Origin of the sequence: Streptomyces sp. NPDC047081 (assembly GCF_040643775.1) — a bacterium.
GTDB lineage: Bacteria > Actinomycetota > Actinomycetes > Streptomycetales > Streptomycetaceae > Streptomyces.
Window position 1 is genome coordinate 1 of sequence record NZ_JBEYUY010000041.1, and the last position, 20,658, is coordinate 20,658.

Annotated in this window: 17 protein-coding genes and 1 rRNA gene; 13 read left to right on the forward strand and 5 right to left on the reverse strand. The window is 72.5% G+C overall.

Features of this window, described 5'->3' with window-relative positions; all coding sequences use genetic code 11:
- The first annotated feature begins 159 nt into the window (after positions 1-159).
- Both rrf and ABZ848_RS44490 read left to right on the forward strand, forming a co-directional pair.
- Positions 160-276 (forward strand): 5S ribosomal RNA (rrf, locus tag ABZ848_RS44485).
- A 1,201-nt stretch (positions 277-1,477) separates the two neighbouring features.
- On the forward strand, positions 1,478-2,242 hold the full coding sequence (locus tag ABZ848_RS44490; RefSeq protein ID WP_360841496.1) for a hypothetical protein: 765 nt from the start codon (positions 1,478-1,480) through the stop codon (positions 2,240-2,242).
- 60 nt (positions 2,243-2,302) lie between these two features.
- Here the strand turns inward: ABZ848_RS44490 and ABZ848_RS44495 are convergent, their stop codons facing one another.
- Positions 2,303-3,595 carry a DUF1015 domain-containing protein gene (locus ABZ848_RS44495; protein WP_360841387.1) on the reverse strand — a complete coding sequence of 431 codons (1,293 nt, stop codon included), beginning with the start codon at positions 3,593-3,595 and terminating at the stop codon, positions 2,303-2,305.
- A 72-nt stretch (positions 3,596-3,667) separates the two neighbouring features.
- Between ABZ848_RS44495 and ABZ848_RS44500 the strand changes: the two genes are divergently transcribed.
- Genes ABZ848_RS44500 through ABZ848_RS44515 form a run of 4 tightly spaced genes read left to right on the forward strand, consistent with a single transcriptional unit; the run spans position 3,668 to position 7,663 of the window.
- Positions 3,668-4,696, forward strand: a complete 1,029-nt coding sequence (locus tag ABZ848_RS44500) for an HAD hydrolase-like protein (protein ID WP_360841389.1) — start codon at positions 3,668-3,670, stop codon at positions 4,694-4,696.
- 26 nt (positions 4,697-4,722) lie between these two features.
- Positions 4,723-5,766, forward strand: a complete 1,044-nt coding sequence (locus ABZ848_RS44505) for an iron chelate uptake ABC transporter family permease subunit (RefSeq protein ID WP_360841390.1) — start codon at positions 4,723-4,725, stop codon at positions 5,764-5,766.
- The gene (locus ABZ848_RS44510) at positions 5,763-6,800 is read left to right on the forward strand and encodes an iron chelate uptake ABC transporter family permease subunit (protein ID WP_360841392.1); all 1,038 of its coding nucleotides are present in this window, start codon (positions 5,763-5,765) and stop codon (positions 6,798-6,800) included. The genes ABZ848_RS44505 and ABZ848_RS44510 overlap by 4 nt, the downstream gene beginning before the upstream one ends.
- Positions 6,797-7,663: an ABC transporter ATP-binding protein gene (locus ABZ848_RS44515; protein WP_360841394.1), complete on the forward strand. Its 867-nt coding sequence runs from the start codon at positions 6,797-6,799 to the stop codon at positions 7,661-7,663. Before ABZ848_RS44510 ends, ABZ848_RS44515 begins: the two co-directional genes overlap by 4 nt.
- On the opposite strand, the gene ABZ848_RS44520 is transcribed toward ABZ848_RS44515, so the two are convergent.
- Positions 7,647-7,994 carry an SCP2 sterol-binding domain-containing protein gene (locus tag ABZ848_RS44520; protein WP_360841396.1) on the reverse strand — a complete coding sequence of 116 codons (348 nt, stop codon included), beginning with the start codon at positions 7,992-7,994 and terminating at the stop codon, positions 7,647-7,649. The two genes, ABZ848_RS44515 and ABZ848_RS44520, sit on opposite strands and share 17 nt — an antisense overlap.
- A gap of 42 nt (positions 7,995-8,036) precedes the next feature.
- Here ABZ848_RS44520 and ABZ848_RS44525 point away from each other — a divergent pair, with 42 nt between their 5' ends.
- The 6 genes from ABZ848_RS44525 to ABZ848_RS44550 all read left to right on the forward strand — a co-directional run bounded on the left by ABZ848_RS44525 (position 8,037) and on the right by ABZ848_RS44550 (position 14,264).
- Entirely contained in the window at positions 8,037-8,348 is a 312-nt protein-coding gene (locus tag ABZ848_RS44525) for a hypothetical protein (protein WP_360841397.1), read from the forward strand.
- 7 nt (positions 8,349-8,355) lie between these two features.
- Positions 8,356-9,171, forward strand: a complete 816-nt coding sequence (locus ABZ848_RS44530) for a TlyA family RNA methyltransferase (protein WP_360841398.1) — start codon at positions 8,356-8,358, stop codon at positions 9,169-9,171.
- The gene (locus ABZ848_RS44535; protein WP_133047303.1) at positions 9,168-10,073 is read left to right on the forward strand and encodes an NAD kinase; all 906 of its coding nucleotides are present in this window, start codon (positions 9,168-9,170) and stop codon (positions 10,071-10,073) included. Before ABZ848_RS44530 ends, ABZ848_RS44535 begins: the two co-directional genes overlap by 4 nt.
- A 159-nt stretch (positions 10,074-10,232) precedes the next feature.
- Positions 10,233-11,951: a DNA repair protein RecN gene (gene recN, locus ABZ848_RS44540; RefSeq protein ID WP_360841498.1), complete on the forward strand. Its 1,719-nt coding sequence runs from the start codon at positions 10,233-10,235 to the stop codon at positions 11,949-11,951.
- Positions 11,952-11,977: 26 nt separating this feature from the next.
- A complete protein-coding gene (locus tag ABZ848_RS44545) occupies positions 11,978-12,760 on the forward strand; it encodes a hypothetical protein (protein WP_360841400.1) in 783 nt (260 codons plus the stop codon).
- Positions 12,761-13,130: 370 nt separating this feature from the next.
- Positions 13,131-14,264: a glycosyltransferase family 4 protein gene (locus ABZ848_RS44550; RefSeq protein WP_360841402.1), complete on the forward strand. Its 1,134-nt coding sequence runs from the start codon at positions 13,131-13,133 to the stop codon at positions 14,262-14,264.
- Positions 14,265-14,283: 19 nt separating this feature from the next.
- Here ABZ848_RS44550 and ABZ848_RS44555 read toward each other — a convergent pair whose 3' ends face one another.
- Positions 14,284-15,912 carry a PucR family transcriptional regulator gene (locus tag ABZ848_RS44555; RefSeq protein ID WP_360841404.1) on the reverse strand — a complete coding sequence of 543 codons (1,629 nt, stop codon included), beginning with the start codon at positions 15,910-15,912 and terminating at the stop codon, positions 14,284-14,286.
- A gap of 92 nt (positions 15,913-16,004) precedes the next feature.
- Here ABZ848_RS44555 and ABZ848_RS44560 point away from each other — a divergent pair, with 92 nt between their 5' ends.
- Complete coding sequence (locus ABZ848_RS44560) at positions 16,005-16,967, forward strand: LLM class F420-dependent oxidoreductase (RefSeq protein ID WP_360841406.1); 963 nt, start codon at positions 16,005-16,007, stop codon at positions 16,965-16,967.
- A gap of 31 nt (positions 16,968-16,998) precedes the next feature.
- Here ABZ848_RS44560 and ABZ848_RS44565 read toward each other — a convergent pair whose 3' ends face one another.
- On the reverse strand, positions 16,999-18,381 hold the full coding sequence (locus ABZ848_RS44565) for an FAD-binding oxidoreductase (RefSeq protein WP_360841408.1): 1,383 nt from the start codon (positions 18,379-18,381) through the stop codon (positions 16,999-17,001).
- Between the two features lie 101 nt (positions 18,382-18,482).
- Entirely contained in the window at positions 18,483-20,285 is a 1,803-nt protein-coding gene (locus tag ABZ848_RS44570; protein WP_360841500.1) for a glycoside hydrolase family 15 protein, read from the reverse strand.
- Positions 20,286-20,658 lie beyond the last annotated feature (373 nt).

Genomic DNA, 20,658 nt, shown 5'->3' on the forward strand with positions numbered 1-20,658 from the left:
AGCACCGTGAGGTGTGGAGGTGACCGGTACTAATAGGCCGAGGGCTTGTCCTCAGTTGCTCGCGTCCACTGTGTTAGTTCTGAGGCAACGACCGTTGCCGGTTTATTGAGCAGAACGCATAACAGAAAAGTGTGCTTGTTCGCTCGAAACCATTAGGGTTTCGGTGGTTATAGCGTGAGGGAAACGCCCGGTTACATTTCGAACCCGGAAGCTAAGCCTTACAGCGCCGATGGTACTGCAGGGGGGACCCTGTGGGAGAGTAGGACGCCGCCGAACAATCTTTGGAAGGACCCCTGGTCCCAGCGTTCAGCTGGGCCAGGGGTCCTTTTTGTTTTTACAATGCTTGCGGTACCGAAGACAGGAGTCACCGATGTCCACCAACTCTCCCGACGACCGACCGGAGCGCGACCAGCGGCGACGGGACAGTGGGGACCGCGGAGACCGTGGAGACCGCGGCGGTCGCGGCGACCGTGGTGGCTTCCGCCGTGACGACCGGCGCGATGACCGCCGTGACGGCAACCGTGGTGGGTCCGACCGTGGTGGCTACGGCCGTCGTGACGACCGTGGTGGTTTCCGGCGTGACGACAACCGTGGTGGAAATGACCGCGGTGGTTACGGCCGCCGCGATGACCGGCGGGATGACCGGCGTGACGATCGTGACCGTGGTCCTCGTCCGTCGTTCCAGCGCGATGACCGTGACCGTGGGCCGCGTCGCGACGACCGTGGTGACCGTCCCGCCTTCCGGCGAGACGACCGCGGGGACCGTGGTGACCGTCCGGCCTTCCGGCGCGACGACCGCCGCGACGACCGTGGCGGCTTCCGCCGTGACGACAACCGAGGCGGCGGCGGATACGGCCGGCGCGATGACCGCCGTACCGATGAGCGGGGCGACCGCGGGGACCGTGGCGGCTTCCGTCGCGACGACCGGCGGGACGATCGTCGCGATGACCGGCGTGACGACAACCGGGGTGGATACGACCGCGGTGGTTACGGGCGGCGGGATGACCGGCGTGATGACCGCGATCGTGGTCCTCGTCCGTCGTTCCAGCGCGACGATCGTGACCGTGGGCCGCGTCGCGACGACCGTGGTGACCGTCCCGCCTTCCGGCGAGACGACCGCGGCGATCGCGGTGACCGTCCGGCCTTCCGGCGCGACGACCGCCGTGACGACCGCCGTGACGACCGTCGCGGCGACCGCGGATTCGACCGCCGTGATGACCGTGGCGAGCGCCGTGACAGTGACCGTGGTGGCTTCCGGCGTGACGACAACCGCGGCGATCGCGGTGGATTCCGCAGGGACGACCGCCGTGACGACCGCGGCGGACGCGGTCCCCGGCGTGACGACCGTCGGGACGATCGCGGCGGCCGTCCCGGCGGCTTCCGTGGCCGTGACGACCGACGCGGCGGTGGCGCCGGCGGTGGTTTCGGGCGGCGCGACGACCGTGACCGGGATCGTGACCGTGAGCCGATCAAGCGGCTGCCGATCCCCGAGGACGTCACCGGCGAGGAGATCGACAAGGACGTACGGCAGGAGCTGCTCAGCCTGCCGAAGGGGCTCGCTGAGGACGTCGCCAAGAACCTGGTGATGGTCGCGCGGCTCATCGACGAGGACCCCGAGGGTGCCTACGGCTACTCCAAGGTCGCCCTGCGGCTTGCGTCGCGTGTCGCCGCCGTACGAGAGGCCGCTGGGTTCGCGGCGTACGCGAACCAGAAGTACTCCGAGGCGCTCGCCGAGTTCCGGGCGGCGCGGCGGATGACCGGCAGCGTGGAGCTGTGGCCCGTGATGGCCGACTGCGAGCGTGGGCTCGGGCGGCCGGAGAAGGCGCTGGACATGGCCGGTGCTCCCGAGGTGCACAAGCTCGACAAGGCCGGGCAGGTCGAGATGCGGCTCGTCGCGGCCGGCGCCCGGCGTGACATGGACCAGCTCGACGCGGCGATCGTCACCTTGCAGAGCCCGGAGCTCGCCTCCAACTCCGTGCAGCCGTGGACCGCGCGGCTGCGGTACGCCTACGCCGACGCGCTGCTGGCCGCCGGTCGTGAGGGCGAGGCGCGGGAGTGGTTCGCGAAGGCCGTCGAGGCGGACCGGGACGGCAGCACGGACGCCTCGGACCGGCTCGCCGAGCTGGACGGCGTCGAGTTCGTGGACGCCTTCGCCGAGGGCGACAGCGACGCCGAGGCCGACGAGAAGGTCGTAGAAGACGACGGTGACGAAGAGGGTGAAGGGGACGAGCACAAGGGCTGACACGCGCGGTCATTGAGTAAGGGGCGGGATCCTGGATCCCGCCCCTTACTCGTACTCGCGTTATACGTCCAGCGCGCGCAGGACCAGGCCCGAGGCTGGTTTCGGGCCGAAGGACGTCGACTTGCGGGGCATCGTCACGCCCTGGCGGGCCAGGTCGCGGACGACCTCCTCGCGGACCGGGTGCATGAGGACGGCCGTGCCGCCGTCGCGTTCCGCCTTCGCGACCGTGGCCGCCGTGTCGTGGATGTAGGCGATGCGGGCCGGGTCGTCCTCGGGGATGTGCCAGACGTGGTCGAGGAGCATGGCGTGCAGGACCGTCGCGTCCAGGGTGCGCCAGGCGGTGGGGCGGTCGGCCGGAATCGTGCGGGCCAGCAGGCCCGGGTCCGGGCGGTCGATGAGGTGGAAGGTGCCGTCGCCGGTGAGCAGGAAGGCGTTGCCCGCGCAGGCCGCGTCGGCGAGGGCCTCCAGGGCCTCGGCGAGGGGCACGTCCAGGCGTCGAATGCGGAACAGGCCCTCCACAGCGGCGAGCGCGTCCGCGACCGGCAGGCCGTGCAGGAGGCGGTGGATGGCGCGGACGCGCAGGGGGTAGCGGGCGGTGTCGACCAGGAGGACGAGGCCGTAGTCCCAGGGGCTGGGGGAGGGGTGCTCCGCGCGTAGACGTCGATACGTCGCCCAGCGGTGGTGGCCGTCGGCGATCAGGGCCTGGTGCCGGGCCAGGTCGGCCTGGACGCGGGCCAGGTCGGACGGGTCGGTGATCGACCACAGGCGGTGGCTGTAGCCGTCCTCGGTGGTCGTGGAGAGGATCGGGGGTTCGGCGGCGACGCGTTCCACGGCCTGGGTCGCGGCGGCCGTCGAGCCGTTGCCGCGGTACGTCAGGAGCAGGGGCTCCAGGTTCGCGGAGGTCGCGCGCATCAGGGCCGCCCGGTCGGCGACCACGTGCGGCATGACGTCCTCGTGCGGCAGGACCACACCCTCGGACGGGTCCGAGACGCGCAGGGCGCCGATGATGCCGCGCTGCAGCATGCCGTCTGCGTGGCGCTGCTCGTAGACGTAGAGGCCGGGATCGGTGTCGGTGGCCAGGACTCCCTCGGCCTGCCAGCGGCGCAGGGTGTCGGACGCCTGTTCGTTGCGGGCACCGACGGTGGGGGCCTGCGGGAGGATCAGGCGGACGATGTTGTGCGGATCGGAGTCCTGGAGATGGTGCAGGCCGTCGGGGCGTACCACGACGTCGTACGGCGGGGACGTCACGGCCGCCAGGCTGCCGACCCGGTCGGGGTCGTAGCGAAGGCCTCGGAACGGGGTCAGTTCCAGGCCTCGGCGCGCCGTTGCTTCCGAGTGACCTGCTGTGTTCATCCCGGCATCGTACGTGTGTCAGTGGCGTGAGGGATGATCGGGGGAAAGCGGTCGAACGAGGAGCGATGCGGAATGAGCCAGGTCGTCAGGACGAGGCCCGAGGGCAGTGGGCAGGCCCTGAGTGAGGCGTACGACACGGCGCTGCTCGACCTGGACGGGGTGGTGTACGCGGGGGGCAACGCCATTGTCCACGCGGTCGAGTCGCTGGCCACCGCGCGCGCGGGCGGGATGCATCTCGCGTACGTCACCAACAACGCGCTGCGGACGCCGGACACGGTCGCGGACCATCTGACCGAGCTGGGGATACCGACCGGCGCCGATGACGTCATCACCTCCGCGCAGGCGGTCGCGCGGCTGATCAGCGAGCAGGTGCCGGAGGGCAGCCGGGTGCTGGTGATCGGCGGTGAGGGGCTGCGGGTCGCGCTGCGCGAGCGGGGGCTCCTGCCCGTCGAGTCGGCGGAGGACGAGCCGGCGGCGGTCGTGCAGGGGTACGGCGGGCCTGAATTGCAGTGGGCGCGGTTCGCCGAGGCCTGTTACGCCATCGCGCGCGGGGTGCCCTGGTACGCGTCCAACACCGACCTGACGATTCCGAGCGCGCGCGGGATCGCGCCGGGCAACGGCGCGGCGGTGGAGGTCGTACGGATCGCCACCGGCGCCGAACCGCAGGTCGCGGGCAAGCCGTTGCCCCCCATGCACCGCGAGACGATCCTGCGCACCGGTGCCCGTAGGCCGCTGGTCGTCGGCGACCGGCTGGACACGGACATCGAGGGGGCGTTCAACGGCGAGGTGGACTCCCTCCTCGTCCTCACCGGCGTGACGGACGGCGCCCAGCTTCTTGCGGCGCCGCCGCAGCACCGGCCGACGTATGTCGACGCCGATCTGCGCGGCCTGCTCACGGGACAGCCGGAGGTCGGCGAGGCGGACGGCGGCTTCCGGTGCGGGGGTTGGACGGCGACAGCCGGCCCGGACCGGCTTGAACTCGACGGTGACGGGGAGGCCTTGGACGGGCTGCGGGCGCTGTGCGCGGCGGCCTGGACGGCGGCCGGGGACGGCGTGTGCGAGCTCGACCCGGGGAAGGCGCTGGCTCGATTGGGGCTGTAGATAGGAGGGTAGGCTAACCTAACTGCGTGTTGGTCGACAGTCCTCCAGAACAGCGCGCGGAGACCGCCCCCGCGCCCCCAACCCGCCGGGCGATACGTGGCCTTGGGCTGCTCGTCTCCGTCCTGGTCCTCGCGCTCGTCGCCGTGGCGAGCATCGCGATCGGGGCGAAGGGGCTGTCCCTGGACCAGGTGTGGCACGGACTGTTCCAGGACACGGGGACGTACGGCGACGTCGTGGTCGACGAGCGGCTGTCGCGGACCGTCCTCGGGCTGCTCGCCGGCGCCGCGCTCGGACTCTCCGGGGCCGTGCTGCAGGCGCTGACCCGCAATCCGCTGGCCGACCCCGGACTGCTCGGCCTCAACGCGGGCGCGTCCGCCGCCGTCGTCACGGCGATCACGTACTTCGGTGTCACCTCGCTGACCGGGTACGTCTGGTTCGCCTTCGCCGGTGCGGCCGCGGTCGGGGCGCTGGTCTGGTTCCTCGGGGGCAGCCGGGGGGCCACGCCCGTGCGGCTCGCGCTCGCCGGGACCGCGATCAGCGCCGCGCTCTACGGCTATCTGCAGGCCGTGATGATCACGGACCAGGCCGCGCTCGGCAGGATGCGCTTCTGGACGGTCGGTTCGCTGTCCTCGGCCACCAACTCGACCATCCTGCAAGTGCTTCCGTTCCTCGCCGTCGGCACGCTGCTCGCGCTCGGGCTCGCCCGGCCGCTGAACGCCGTGGCCATGGGCGACGACACCGCCAAGGCCCTCGGCGCCAACCTCAACCGCACCCGGGCGCTGTCCATGCTGGCCGCGACCGTACTGTGCGGGGCGGCGACCGCCGCCTGCGGGCCGATCGCCTTCGTCGGGCTGATGGTCCCGCACGTCGTACGGTCCTTCACCGGCCCCGACCTGCGCTGGATCCTGCCGTACGCCACGATCCTGTCGCCCGTGCTGCTGCTCGGCGCCGATGTCGTCGGCCGGGTCGTCGCCCGCCCCTCGGAGCTGCAGGTCGGCATCATCACCGCGCTCATCGGCGGGCCGGTCTTCATCTTTCTGGTACGACGGCGGAGGACGGCGCAGCTGTGAAGAGCAACCGTGTGCTGAGGACGCCCGGCGGGCTCTCCCTGCGCCTGGACGTCCGTGCCGTCACCGTCGTGACCCTGCTGCTGCTCGCCGCGTCCGCCGCGAGCGTCGTGCTGATCGGGACCGGGGACTTCCCGATCCCGGCCGGCGACGTGGTGCGGACGCTGTTCGGGAACGGCGACGCGGGCCAGGAGTTCATCGTCAACGAACTGCGGCTGCCGCGGGTCCTCGTCGGGCTGCTGGTCGGCGCCTCGCTCGGGCTCGGCGGCGCGCTGTTCCAGGCCGTGACCCGCAACCCGCTGGGCAGCCCCGACGTACTCGGGCTCGGGCAGGGGGCGACCGCCGGGGCGCTCGTGATGATCGTGCTGTTCAGCGGCAGCGCGGCCCAGGTGACCCTGGGCGCCCTCGTGGGCGGCCTGGTGACCGGGCTCGCCATCTATGTGCTCGCCTGGAAGCGCGGCGTGCACGGCTATCGGCTGGTCCTGGTCGGTATCGGCGTCTCCGCGATCGTCACCGCGGTCAACGGCTATCTGCTCACCGTCTCCGACATCGTCGACGCGGCCCGCGCGCTCGTCTGGATGACCGGGTCCCTCAACGGCCGCGACTGGGACCAGGTCTGGCCGCTGCTCGCGGTGTGCGCCGTACTCGTGCCGCTCGTCCTCGTGAACGCGCGCGGGCTCAGGATGATGGAGATGGGCGACGACGTGTCGAACGCGCTGGGTGTGCGCGTGGAGCGGGTACGGGCGCTGCTGATGATCGCCGCCGTCCTGCTCACCGCGACCGCCACCGCCGCGGCCGGCCCGGTCGGCTTCGTGGCGCTCACCGCGCCGCAGCTCGCCCGACGGCTGACCCGCTCACCGGGGCCGAACCTGCTGGCCTCCCTGTGCATGGGCGCCGCCCTCCTGGTCACCGCCGACTGGGCCTCCCAACGGGCCTTCGGCGCCGACCAGTTGCCGGTCGGCGTGGTCACCGGCGTCCTCGGCGGCGTCTACCTCCTGTGGCTCCTGGTCACCGAGCGCAGGGCGGGCCGGATATGAGCGACGACAGCACCACCAGCAGCGGGCTGAACAACCAAAGGAGCACCGTGAACCGTCTGTCCGCCGAGAAGGTCACCCTCGCCTACGACCAGCGGGTCATCGCCGAGCAGCTCTCGGTGGAGATCCCCGACAACTCCTTCACCGTGATCGTCGGCCCGAACGCGTGCGGCAAGTCCACGCTGCTGCGGGCCCTGTCGCGGATGCTGAAGCCGAGCGATGGCCGGGTGCTGCTCGACGGGCAGGTCATCCAGTCGATGCCGGCGAAGAAGGTCGCCCGGACGCTGGGCCTGCTGCCGCAGTCGTCCATCGCGCCCGACGGCATCACCGTCGCCGACCTCGTGGGCCGCGGCCGGTACCCGCACCAGGGCATCCTGCGCCAGTGGTCGACCGAGGACGAGCGCGTCGTACAGGAGTCGATGGCGCAGACCGGGGTCGCCGAGCTCGCCGACCGGTATGTCGACGAGCTGTCCGGCGGTCAGCGGCAGCGCGTGTGGATCGCCATGGCGCTCGCCCAGCAGACCCCGCTGCTGCTCCTCGACGAGCCGACGACCTACCTCGACATCCAGCACCAGATCGACGTCCTCGACCTCTGCGCCGAGCTGCACGAGGAGCAGGGGCGCACGCTGGTCGCCGTACTCCACGACCTCAACCACGCCGCCCGGTACGCCACACATCTGATCGCGCTCAAGAGCGGGCGGATCATCGCCGAGGGCGCGCCGAGCGACATCGTCACGGCCGAGCTGGTGGAGGAGGTCTTCGGACTGCGCTGCCAGGTCATCGACGACCCGGAGACGGGGACGCCGCTGGTGGTGCCGGCGGCGCGGAAGGCACGCGCACGCGCGGTGGCTACAGAAGCTTCCTGAGCTGGAACAGGTCTCTGAGGCCCGCCTCCAGCTTCACCCGGCCCGAGCCCCAGGCCTTGGCGAAGTTCAGCTCGCCGTTCACCAGGGCCACCAGGTCGTCGCCCTTCATGCTCAGCCTGATCTGGGCCTTCTCGCGGGGCGGCCCCTGAAGGGTGTCGTCGACCCTGATCCGCCCGCCGGTCATCCGGCCGACGAAGGTGACGTCCAGGTCGGTGATACGGCAGCTCACCGAGCGGTCCAGGGCGGCCGCCGCTCGGACGTCGCCCTCGGCGCCCTGCATGTTGTCCGAGAGCTTCTCGAGTGCGGCGCGGCACTCCTCGATCGTTGCCATCGCGATCGACGGTACCCCAGGGCTTCGGGGTAGCGTCTGGGCATGAGCGACTCTGTGCCCGAGGCCACGGCCCAGGAGGAGCCGGTCGAGGTCGAACCCGCGTACGACCCGGCCGCCCCCGCCCCGCTGGCCGTGCCCCGCACCCCGACCGGCAACGCCGAGGTCGACGCCCAGCTGGAGCGGCTCGGCGACGCCGACCACCTCGCGACGGACGGACACGTAGAGGTGTACGAGGATGTACACCGGGGGCTGCGCGACGCGCTGACCGCGCTCGACGCCCGCCCGGGGCCCCCGGCGCCCTCGCCGTCGTACGACCAGAGGGCCCCTTCACCCTCGTATGGCAATAGGAGCTGAACCGAACGTGGCAGGAGTCGCACGCCGTCGGCTGGACGCGGAGCTGGTGCGCCGGAAGCTCGCGCGCTCGCGCGAGCACGCCAGCCAGCTGATCGCGGCCGGGCGGGTCACCGTCGGCAAGACCGTCGCGACCAAACCGGCCACGCAGGTGGAGACCGCGGCGGCCATCGTGGTCCAGGACGCCGACGGCGATCCCGACTACGTCTCCCGGGGCGGGCACAAGCTTGCGGGCGCGCTCCAGGTGTTCGGGCCGCAGGGGCTCGTCGTCGAGGGACGGCGGGCGCTGGACGCCGGCGCGTCCACCGGCGGTTTCACCGATGTGCTGCTGCGGGCCGGGGCCGCGCACGTCGTCGCCGTCGACGTCGGCTACGGGCAACTCGCGTGGACTCTGCAGAGTGATGAACGCGTCACCGTCAAGGACCGTACGAACGTACGCGAGTTGACGCTTGAAGCGATCGATGGGGAACCTGTGGATCTTGTCGTGGGTGATCTGTCCTTCATTCCGCTCGGGCTGGTGCTGCCTGCCCTGGTGCGTTGTGTGAAGCCGGACGCCGACCTGGTGATGATGGTCAAGCCGCAGTTCGAGGTGGGGAAGGAACGGCTGGGGAGCGGGGGAGTCGTACGGAGCACGCAGCTGCGGGCGGAGGCCGTGCGGGGTGTGGCCCACAAGGCGTGGGAACTCGGGCTCGGGGTGCAGGGTGTCACCGCCAGCCCGTTGCCCGGACCGTCCGGGAACGTCGAGTACTTTCTGTGGCTGCGGGCCGGAGCAGCCGAACTGGACCCGGCCGATGTCGATCGTGCAGTGGCGGAGGGGCCGCGTTGACACAGAACCGAGCTCGTACTGTTTTCCTGCTCGCCCACACCGGCCGGCCTGCGGCGATCCGCAGCGCCGAGCTCGTGGTGAAGGGGCTGCTGCGCGAGGGCATCGGCGTACGGGTGCTGGAGTACGAGGCCGCCGACCTGCCGCTGCCGGAAGAGGTGGAGCTGGTCAAGGAGGCGACCGCGCAGTGCCTCGAAGGGTGCGAGCTGCTCATCGTGCTGGGCGGTGACGGGACGCTGCTGCGGGGTGCCGAGTTCGCGCGGGCCTCCGGGGTGCCGATGCTCGGCGTCAACCTGGGCAGTGTCGGGTTCCTCGCGGAGGCCGAGCGGGACGACCTCGACAAGGTCGTCGACCGGGTGGTGTCCAAGTCTTACGAGGTCGAGGAGCGGATGACCGTCGACGTCGTCGTTCACCGGAACGGGGACATCGTCCACACGGACTGGGCGCTGAATGAGGCGGCGGTGCAGAAGGCCGGGGCCGAGAAGCTGCTCGAGGTCGTGCTGGAGATCGACGGGCGGCCGGTCACCGGGTTCGGGTGCGACGGGATCGTGCTGTCCACGCCGACCGGGTCCACGGCTTACGCGTTCTCCGCGGGTGGGCCTGTGGTGTGGCCCGAGGTGGAGGCGTTGCTGATGGTGCCGATCAGTGCGCATGCGTTGTTCGCGAAGCCGTTGGTGACCTCGCCGAACTCTGTGCTCGCGGTGGAGTTGCTGCCTCATATTCCGCCGGGTGTGTTGTGGTGTGACGGGCGGCGGACCTTCGAATTGCCGCCGGGGGCGCGGGTTGAGGTGCGGCGGGGGGCTGTGCCGGTGCGGCTGGCTCGGCTGCATCACGCTTCGTTCACGGATCGGTTGGTTGCGAAGTTCGCGCTGCCGGTTTCCGGGTGGCGGGGGGCGCCTCACTAGCCGGCTGTGGGGGCTGGTTTCGGAGCGTTGGCGGGTGCGGGTGGGCTGTGGCTGGTCGCGCAGTTCCCCGCGCCCCTAGGTATCTCCACTCGCCCGGGTGACAGGGTGCCTCGCGCTTGTCCTGCCCTACCTCGTAAGGTCTTCATCGTGCTGGAAGAGATGCGGATACGGTCGCTCGGCGTCATTGATGACGCGGTTGTCGAGTTGTCGCCGGGGTTCACCGCCGTCACCGGTGAGACGGGTGCGGGCAAGACCATGGTGGTCACCAGCCTCGGGCTGTTGTTGGGTGGGCGGGCCGATCCGGCATTGGTGCGGATCGGGGCCGAGAAGGCCGTGGTCGAGGGGCGGATCACCGTGCCCTCGGGTGCCTCGGCCGTGGTGCGCGCCGAGGAGGCCGGGGCCGAGCTCGACGACGGGGCGTTGCTGATCAGCCGTACCGTTTCCGCCGAAGGGCGGTCGCGGGCGCACGTCGGGGGGCGGAGTGTGCCCGTCGGGCTGCTCGCCGACCTCGCCGACGATCTCGTGGCCGTGCACGGGCAGACCGATCAGCAGGGGCTGTTGAAGCTGTCCCGGCAGCGGCAGGCGCTCGATCGGTACGCGGGGGATGCCGTGGCCGGGCCGCTCACCAAGTACGGCGAGGCCTACCGGCGGCTGCGGGCGGTGTCGGTGGAGCTGGAGGAGATCGTCACGCGCGCGCGTGAGCGGGCCCAGGAAGCCGACATGCTGCGGTACGGGCTCGAGGAGATCGCCGGGGTCGAACCGCGCGCCGGGGAGGACGTGGAGCTGGCGGAGGAGGCCGAGCGGCTCGGGCACGCGGAGGCCCTGTCGTCCGCCGCCACGGCCGCCCACGCGGCCCTCGCCGGGAACCCGGAGGACCCCGAGGGCATCGACGCCGCCACGCTCGTCGCGGGCGCCCAGCGGGCGCTGGACGCCGTCCGTTCGCACGACCCGGCGCTGGCCGCGCTCGCCGACCGGATCGGGGAGATCGGGATCCTGTTGGGCGACGTGGCGGGGGAGTTGGCGGGGTACGCCGACGACCTCGACGCGGATCCCCTGCGGCTGGCGGCGGTTGAGGAACGGCGGGCCGCGCTCACCGCGTTGACCCGGAAGTACGGCGAGGACGTCAACTCCGTGCTGGACTGGGCCGAGCGGAGTGCGGCGCGGCTGACCGAGCTGGACGGCGACGACGAGCGGATCGACGAGCTGACGGCCGAGCGGGACGCGCTGCGGGCCGAACTCGGCGGGCTGGCACAGGCGTTGACCGACGCCCGGACCGAGGCCGCGGAGCGGTTCGCGGCCGCCGTGACCGCCGAACTGGCCTCGCTCGCGATGCCGCACGCGCGCGTGTCGTTCGAGATCCGGCAGACCGAGGATCCGGAGGGCGTCGAGGTCGGCGGCCGTACCGTCGCCTACACCCCCTCCGGCGTCGACGAGGTCGAGCTGCTGCTCGCCCCGCACCCGGGGGCGCCGCCGCGGCCCATCGCCAAGGGCGCCTCGGGCGGTGAGCTGTCGCGCGTGATGCTGGCCGTCGAGGTCGTCTTCGCGGGCACCGACCCCGTGCCGACGTACCTCTTCGACGAGGTCGACGCCGGTGTCGGCGGCAAGGCGGCGGTCGAGATCGGGCGGCGGCTCGCGCGGCTCGCGAAGACCGCGCAGGTCGTGGTCGTCACCCACCTTCCGCAGGTGGCCGCCTTCGCCGACCGGCAGCTGCTGGTCGAGAAGACCAACGACGGCTCCGTGACCCGGTCCGGCGTGAAGGTGCTCGAAGGCGAGGAGCGGGTACGGGAGTTGTCCCGGATGCTGGCCGGCCAGGAGAACTCTGAGACGGCCCGGGCACACGCGGAGGAGCTGCTGGCCACGGCCAGGGCGGACGTGTAGGAGGCATCGCCGCATAGGGTGGCCCGATGGTCAACCTTCCTGGCAGGACTGCCTCGTTCGGACTCGCCGCCTCCCTCACCCGGGCCGGGATCGCCGGGCTGCGCGCCAAGGCGCCCGGCGGGCGCGGGCGTTGGGAGCGGAAGAACTACGCCGGGCGGACGGTCGAGTTGTACGCCGGTCCGGCCACCGCGGTCGCCACGGCCGTCGGCGCCGCGCGGGTGCGGCCCGCCGCGGGGCTGGCCGTGCTTGCCGCGGGGGTCTGTGGGGCGTACGACGACGTCGCCGGGGCCGGTGACGACCGGCGGGGGTTCCGGGAGCATCTCGGGGCGTTGCGGGGCGGTGAGGTCACCAGCGGGGCCGTGAAGCTGTTCGGGATCTCGGCGGCGGGGCTCGTTGCCGGAGCGCTGCTGAAGGAGCGGGCCGTCGACAAGGTCCTCGCGGGGGTCGTGATCGCCGGGGCCGCGCACTTCGTCAACCTCGTGGACGTACGGCCTGGCGCCGCCGCCGGCACGGTCGTCGCGCTCGGCGCGCCGGGGCTGCTGCGTTCCGGTCCCGGCGCGGAACTCGCCGCCGCCGCGATGGGCGCCGCCGCGGCCGTACTGCCGGACGACCTCGGCGAGCGCACGATGCTCGGCGACACGGGGGCGCATGCGCTGGGCGCGGCCCTGGGGGCGGCGGTGGCCGCGAGCAGCGGGCGGGCGGGGCTGGCCGCGCATGCCGCGGCGTTGGTGGCCGCGGCGGCTTTCGGGGAGCGGGTGAGCGAGGCCGCGCGGGCGGTGGTCCTGCCGGGGGCGCGCACGGCGGAGTGAGGTGCGGGTCTTGCAGGGGCGCGCATACCGGAGTGAGGTGCTGGGCTTGCAGGGGCGCGCATGGGGGAGTCAGGCGCGGTCTTGCAGAGGCGCGCATGCCGAATGAGGTGCCGGGTCTGCGAGCCCATCCGCCCCTTTTCCTCCCCGGCTCCTTCACCGGCCCGCCCCGGAACCATCCCGTCCTCGCCCATGTGGGTGACGTCACCCCCGGTCGCGCAGGGGCTCCGTCCCCTCCGCGTTGCCCGAACCCCCGTCCGTGCTGGCATCCTTGGCGTAGCGCGTGCAGGAAACCGCGCGGTACACCCCCTCCGCCCGGTCCTTCTGTACCTTCTTCGTGACCGCCCGACGCCGAACCAGGAGCCCCGGCCACGTGAGCCCCGTCAGCAGCCATCCGCCGCACGGTCAGTCGTCGCTGCGCACCGTACAGGTGCTGGGCGGCGGCAACGCCGGCAGCAGCGCGCATGTGCGCTCGCTGGCCTCCGGGCTCGTCGCGAGGGGCGTGCGGGTGACGGTGTGCGCCCCTGTCGAGGCCGATCGCACCTACGACTTCACGGGCGCCGGCGCCGAACACGTACACGTGCCGCGCAGCACCGACCCGGGCTCCGTGGCCGCGCTCCGGGACGCGTGCAAGGACGCCGACCTGGTCCACGCGCACGGGCTGCACGCCTCGTTCCGCGCCGTGCTCGCGCTCAGCGGCCGCCGGACCCCGCTGGTCGTCACCTGGCACAACCGCGCGCACGCCGAGGGCGCCCGAGCCCATCTGCTGCGGCTGCTGGAGCGGCGCGTGGTGAAGGCCGCCACCGTGGTGCTCGGCACCAGCTCCGACCTGGTGGACCGGGCCCGGCGCACCGGCGCGCGGGACGCCCGGCTCGCCGCCGTCGCCCTGCCCGGCCCGCGCCGGCCCGACGGACCCGAGGACCCCGACCCGAGCTCCAAGATCCGGGCCGAACTCGGCGCCACCGGCCGCCCGTTGCTGATGGCCGTCGGTTCCCTCGACCGCCATCGCGGTTACGACACCCTGCTGGACGCCACACGCGCGTGGCGCCGTCTCGACCCCGTGCCGCTGGTCGTGATCGCCGGGGAGGGGCCGCTGCGGGCCGCGCTGCAGCGCCGTATCGAGGACGAAGGCCTGCCCGTACGGCTCATCGGGCGCCGGGACGACGTGGGCCGGCTGCTCGCCGCCGCCGACCTGGCGCTGCTGCCCAGCAGTTGGGAGTCACGGTCGGTGCTCGCGCAGGAGGCCCTGCACGCGCGCGTGCCGCTCGTCGCGACCCGGGTCGGGGGCATCCCCGAACTCGTCGGCGACGCCGCGGAACTGGTGCCGTACGGAGACGCGGAGGCCCTCGCCGACGCCGTCACGGCGCTGCTCGACGATCCCGAACGGCGTGACGTGCTGCGCGAGAAGGGCACCCGGCAGGCGGCCACCTGGCCGACCGAGGACGAGACCGTCGCCCAAGTGCTCAGCATCTACGACGAGTTGACGCAACCGCTGCCGCTGATCTGAGGAGCTTTGCAGAGGCGCTTCACGGCACGTGCCGGCGTGCCCGCAGCGCCAGGCTCAACGCCAGGACCGTCTGCGGGTCGTCGAGGTCCGTGCCGAGCAACTCCCCGATACGGGCGAGGCGGTTGTAGAGGGTCTGCCGGTTGAGGTGGAGTTCACGCGCCGTCTCCGCCTTGCGGCCCGCGTGCGCCAAGTACGTCTCCAGGGTGGGCAGCAGCGGCGGACGGGAGCGGTTGTCGTGGTCGCGCAGGGGCCCGATCGCGCGGTCGACGAAGGCCGCCAGGTCGGGGTGGTCGCGCAGCCGCCACAGCAGGAGGTCGATGTCGAGGCGGCGGGCGTCATACCAGGGGCGGTCGGTCAGGCCCTGGGCCGCGGTCGCGGTCTCCGCCGCGTGCCGCAGCCCCGCCGACGCCGCCGCCCAACCGCCCGCCACGCCCACGACCACGACCGGCGGCTGCGCGCCCGGCCGCTGCATGCCGGCCCGCTCCACCCCGGCCCGCAGCGCCGCCGCGACCCGGTCCGCCACGGCCGACCGCTCCGACTCCGAACGCAGACCCAGCAGCACGAGCACACGGCCTTCGACGGGTCGTACACCCAGAAGTACGGGCACTCCGACCGACGCGAGCTCCTCGGAGACCGCGCGGGCCAGTACCGCCCAGCCGCCGCCGGGGGAGAGGGCGTCGCCGAGCCGCATGACGACCGGGAGGAGGGGGCTGTTGCCGGGCTTGAAGCCCAGGACGCGGGCCTGCGCGGGGGCGTCCTCCGCGGCGATACGGCCCTCGGCGAGGTCGGTCAGGAAGTCGCCGCGCCCGCGCGCGGCCAGCTCCTCCTCCTGGCGGGCCTGCATCAGGACGACGGCCAGGATGCCGGCGGCGCGCTCGGCGGCCATCCGGTGCACCGGGCCGAGCGGCGCCCGTACGGGGAGCAGGACCAACCGGGCCCGTACCGAACCCGTGCCGGGGCCGCCGCCGGGCACGTCCACCAGCGCGGAACCGGCGGGCGGCGCGTCCTTGTGCTGGCCGCGCAGCCCCTCCCACACCTGGAGCGGATCCGCGCCCTCGGGCCCCGCCCCCGCCGCGTACAGCAGCTGTCCGTCGGTCGTCTCCAGGAAGACCGGGTTGCCGCTGAAGTCGGCCAGGATGCCGAGGACTTGGGGGACTCCGCCACCGCCGAGCAGGGCCTCGGTGCAGCGGCGGTGCACTTCCTCGGCACGCTGGAGGAGCGCGTAGTGGCCGTTGACGATCTCGGTGTGGATCTCCTCGGTGACCGTCACGAAGGGCACCTCGCGGTGCAGCTGGACGAGCGGGAGGCCGGCCGCGCGGGCCGTGTCGACCAGGGCCGCGGGCAGGCGGGTGAAGCGCGGGCCGAGTTCCATGACGAGGGCGGCGATGCCGCGTTCGGCGAGAGTGCGGACGAAGGCGCGTTGTTCCGCCGGGCGGGTGCCGAGTCCGTAGCCGGTGGTCAGCAGGAGCTCGCCGCCCTTCAGCAGCGAGGCGATGTTGGGCACCTCGCCGGCGTGCACCCAGCGCACCGTGCGCTGCAGCCGGTCGGCGCCCGCGAGCACCTCGGGCAGGCCGCTGCGCAGCCCGGGCAGCTCCAGCGCCCGCTGAACGGTGATCCCGGCGCCCTGGGTGTCGAATCTGCTGTCCATAGGTGGACGCTACCTGCGCGGATGCCTTCAGGTCAGCCGGGTGCCGGCCGGCCCTCCGGGTTCGGGCGGTCACGGCGGGGTAGCGGCCCGGTATGGAGTTCACTGTGGTCGCCGTGGCGCGGGAGGACGAGAGTCCGGTCGAGGAGCCGTTGCGGGTGGCGGTGGCCGCCGATCGGCTGGGATATCGCGAGGTGTGGGCGGGGGAGGGGCCGACGTGGGACTCCTTCGTCCTCGCGGCGGCCATCGGGCGGGCCACCGAGCGGGTCGCGCTGACGGCGGGACCCGTGCCGGTGTCGGTGCGGGACGCGTACACCGTCGCCCGGGGTGCCGCCTCGGTCGCGGCCCTGACCGGGCGGCCCGCCGGTGTGGCGCTGGGCACCTCCAGCAAGCGCGTCGTCGAGGGCGTGCACGGACGGCCCAGGGTGCGGCCCGCCGCCGTACTGGAGGAGTCCGCGGCGGCCGTACGGGCTCTGCTGCACGGGGAGGAGGGCGAACCGGTCGTCCCCGGCAGCGTCTTCCGGCGCCGGCTGCCGCCGCCGGGCGGCCCGCTCACCGTGGCCGCGTTCGGCGACCGCGCGATCGCCACGGCGGCCGCGCATGCCGACCGCATGCTGCTGGACGTGGTCTCGCCGGAGCAGGTGCGCGAACTGCGGGCCAAGCTGGACGCGGCGGCGGCGCGGGTGGGCCGTACGCCTCCCACGCTCGCCGCGTGGCTGCCGGCCGCCGTCGATCCCGGCCCCGAGTCCCTCGCCCAGGTCCTGGGCAGCATCGCCGGCTATCTGACCGTGCCGGGCTACCGCGAGGTGTTCGCCGAGGCGGGCTTCACGGAGGCCGTGGAACTGGCCGCGTCCGGCGCCGACCGCGCCACGCTGGTCCGCGCCCTGCCACCGGAAGCGGCCACCACGGTCGGCCTGGTCGGCGACCTCGCCACGGTACGCGCGCGTGCCGCTGACTACGCCGAGGCCGGGCTGGACGAGATCGCCCTGGTCCCGGCGACGGCGGGAGACCGGGCGGGGGAGCGGACACTGACGGCACTGAGGCCGACGGCGACCTGACGCCCCCCGCTCCCGACCCGCCCCCGGCCCCTCACGCCGGCTTGATGTTGTGGTTGAAGCGGAACACGTTGTCCGGGTCGTACCGCCGCTTCACCGCGCCCAGCCGCGCCGTGTTCTCCGCGCCCAGACCCGCGACCACCCGTTCCTCGCCCTCGTCGCCGATGAAGTTGAGGTAGGTCGCGCCGGTGCTCCACGGGCGTACGTCGTCCCGGACACCGCGGACCCACTGTTCGCAGCGCTCGTCGTCCGCCGGGTCCTCCCACATGGCGAAGGGATGGACCGCCCAGGGGGCGTCGCGGTACGGGACCGGGTACTCGTGCGGGCCGGCCGCGATCGCGCCGCCCTGCGGGAACAGGACGTGCTGGGTGCCGGTCTGTACCGGGAGCGAGTCCGCGCGGGCGCAGAAGGCCTCCACGAGGTCGTCGGGCAGGCCCGTCAGGTACTCGGCCGACCAGTGGTTCCGCATGCCCGGCGGGTCGTCGAACATCGTCTGGAAGTCGGCGTACGGGATCGCGCTGACGATCTCGCCCTCGTGCGGCAGCGCGAGCAGCGGCTCGGCCGTCTTGCGCAGATCCTCCTCGGTGCCGGCGTACGCCACCAGCGCACCGCACATCAACTTCCCGACCAGGTGCGGCGGTACGAACTCCTCCGGCGGCCCGGTGACGTACAGGACCCCGCCGCTCGCCTCCGCCGGGCCCGCCTCGATGACCTCCCGGTAGATGCGGACGACCTCGCGGCCGTACTCGGGCTGGTACAGCACCAGCGCGATGGAGAACGCGGGGAGCGGGTGGAGCTTCAGGGTGAGCGACGTCGCGATGCCGAAGTTGCCTCCGCCGCCGTGCAAGGCCCAGAAGAGCTCCGGGTTCTCGTCGGCGTCCGCACGCACGCGCGTGCCGTCCGCGGTGATCAGCTCGACGTTGAGCAGGTTGTCTACGGCGAGCCCGAGGGAGCGGTCCAGCCAGCCCGTGCCGCCGCCGAGGACATAGCCGCCGACGCCGGTCGTGGAGGCCCGGCCGCCGGTGGTGGCGAGGCCGTGCGGCGCGGTCGCGCGGTCCAGCTCGCTCATCGTGGCGCCGCCCGCGACCCGTACCGTACGGGCGGCGGGATCGACGGTCGTCGCGCGCATGTGGCGCAGGTCGACCACGACACCGCCGTCGTTGAGCGCCATGCCCGCCACGCTGTGCCCGCCGCCGCGCACCGCGACCGGCAGGTCGAGCTCGCGGGCGAAGCGGACCGCCCGTACGACGTCCTCCTCGTTCACGCACTGCGCGATCACCGCCGGACGCCGGTCGATCATCGCGTTGAAGACGATCCGGGCCTCGTCGTAGCCCGCGTCCCCCGGGGCGAACACGTCGCCGACCAGATCCTCGCGCAGCGCGGTGAGGGCCGCGCCCGCCTTCGAGAGGGAAGCCATGGCCGCCCCCTTTCCGAAAGGGGCAAATGGGACGCTTCCAGCGTAGGCGGGCGGGGTACGGCGGTCCTGTTCAGCCGCCGTACGTCACCGATCCGTAAGGGTCAGCCGCCGTAGGCCCCGGACGCCGTCAGGCGCAGGGCCGTGTCGATGAGCGGGACGTGGCTGAAGGCCTGCGGGAAGTTGCCGACCTGGCGCTTGAGACGCGGGTCCCACTCCTCGGCGAGCAGGCCGAGGTCGTTGCGCAGGTCGAGGAGCTTCTCGAAGAGCTTGCGGGCCTCGTCCACGCGGCCGATCATCGCGAGGTCGTCCGCCATCCAGAACGAGCAGGCCAGGAAGGCCCCTTCGTCACCGGGGAGGCCGTCGACGCCCTCGCTGGAACCCTCCGTCGGGTAGCGCAGGATGAAGCCGTCGGGGGTCGACAGCTCGCGCTGGATCGCCTCGATGGTGCCGATGACGCGCTTGTCGTCGGGCGGCAGGAAGCCCATCTGCGGGATCAGCAGCAGGGAGGCGTCCAGTTCCTTCGAGCCGTACGACTGCGTGAAGGTGTTGCGCTCCTTGTCGTAACCCTTCTCACACACGTCCCGGTGGATGTCGTCCCGCAGCTCGCGCCAGCGCTCCAGCGGGCCGTCCGCGTCGCCGGACTCGATGAGCTTGATCGTGCGGTCGACGGCGACCCAGGCCATGACCTTGGAGTGCACGAAGTGGCGGCGGGGGCCGCGCACCTCCCAGATGCCCTCGTCCGGCTCGTCCCAGTGCTGCTCCAGGTAGCGGATCAGCTTGAGCTGGAGCAGGGAGGCGTAGTCGCTGCGGGCCAGGCCCGTCATGTGACCGAGGTGCAGGGCCTCGGTGACCTCGCCGTACACGTCGAGCTGGAGCTGGTGGGCCGCGCCGTTGCCGACACGCACCGGCGCCGAGTTCTCGTAGCCGGGCAGCCAGTCCAGCTCCGCCTCGCCCAGCTCGCGCTCGCCCGCGATGCCGTACATGATCTGCAGGTTCTCGGGGTCGCCTGCGACCGCGCGCAGCAGCCACTCGCGCCAGGCGCGGGCCTCCTCGCGGTAGCCGGTGCGCAGGAGGGAGGAGAGGGTGATGGCCGCGTCGCGGAGCCAGGTGTAGCGGTAGTCCCAGTTGCGGACGCCGCCGATGTCCTCCGGGAGGGAGGTCGTCGGGGCGGCGACGATGCCGCCGGTCGGCGCGTACGTCAGGGCCTTGAGCGTGATCAGCGAGCGGATGACGGCCTCGCGGTACGGGCCGTGGTACGTGCAGTGCTCGACCCACTCGCGCCAGAAGTCCTCCGTCGCCTGGAGCGAGGCCTCGGGCTCCGGCAGCGCGGGCGGCTGCTTGTGCGAGGGTTCCCAGGAGATCGTGAACGCGATCCGGTCACCCGGGGCGACGGTGAAGTCCGAGTACGTCGTCAGCGACTTGCCGTAGGTCTCGCAGTCCGTGTCGAACCACACGGAGTCGGGGCCCGCGACGGCGACCGTGCGGCCGTCGTGCTTGTGCACCCACGGCACGACACGGCCGTACGAGAAACGCATGCGCAGGGCCGAGCGCATCGGGACGCGGCCCGAGACGCCCTCGACGATGCGGATCAGCTGGGGGGCGCCGTCACGCGGGGGCATGAAATCGGTCACCCGGACCGTGCCGCGCGGGGTGTCCCACTCCGACTCCAGGATCAGCGAGTCGCCGCGGTAGGTGCGGCGGGCCGCCGTCGGGGGCTGGGCGTCGGAGGCGTGGGCGGGGCCCAGGCGCCAGAAGCCGTGTTCCTCGGTGCCCAGCAGACCGGCGAAGATGGCATGCGAGTCGAAGCGGGGCAGGCACAGCCAGTCCACTGTGCCGTCCCGGCAGACCAATGCTGCGGTCTGCATGTCTCCGATGAGTGCGTAGTCTTCGATGCGCCCGGCCACGTGCAACTCCAGTCGAACGGCCACGTCACCCCCCAGGAAAACGGGGGGCTGTCGCTAGTGCGGTCAAGGGGTCGTTGTAATGCGTCGTTGAGCGGTGAAGCAAAGCAGTCGTCCTGGCCGTGTGGCAAAACGACAATTGATGCTCAACGAACTGACGAGCTCTCGTTGTTCCGGTCATCACGTGCGGGGGTGGTGACGTGTACCCGGCCGGGCTCGGCAGCGAGTGTCCGAGCAGGATACGACGCACGTAGATGATCTGTGTGCCGCTCCGGGCAACCCGGATCGGCCGATCGGGTGAGCGCCGGGTGAGAAACCGGCGAGGTCGTGCGGGATCGTGTCGACGTGTGCGCAGAGCGTGGCCGGAAGCCATCGG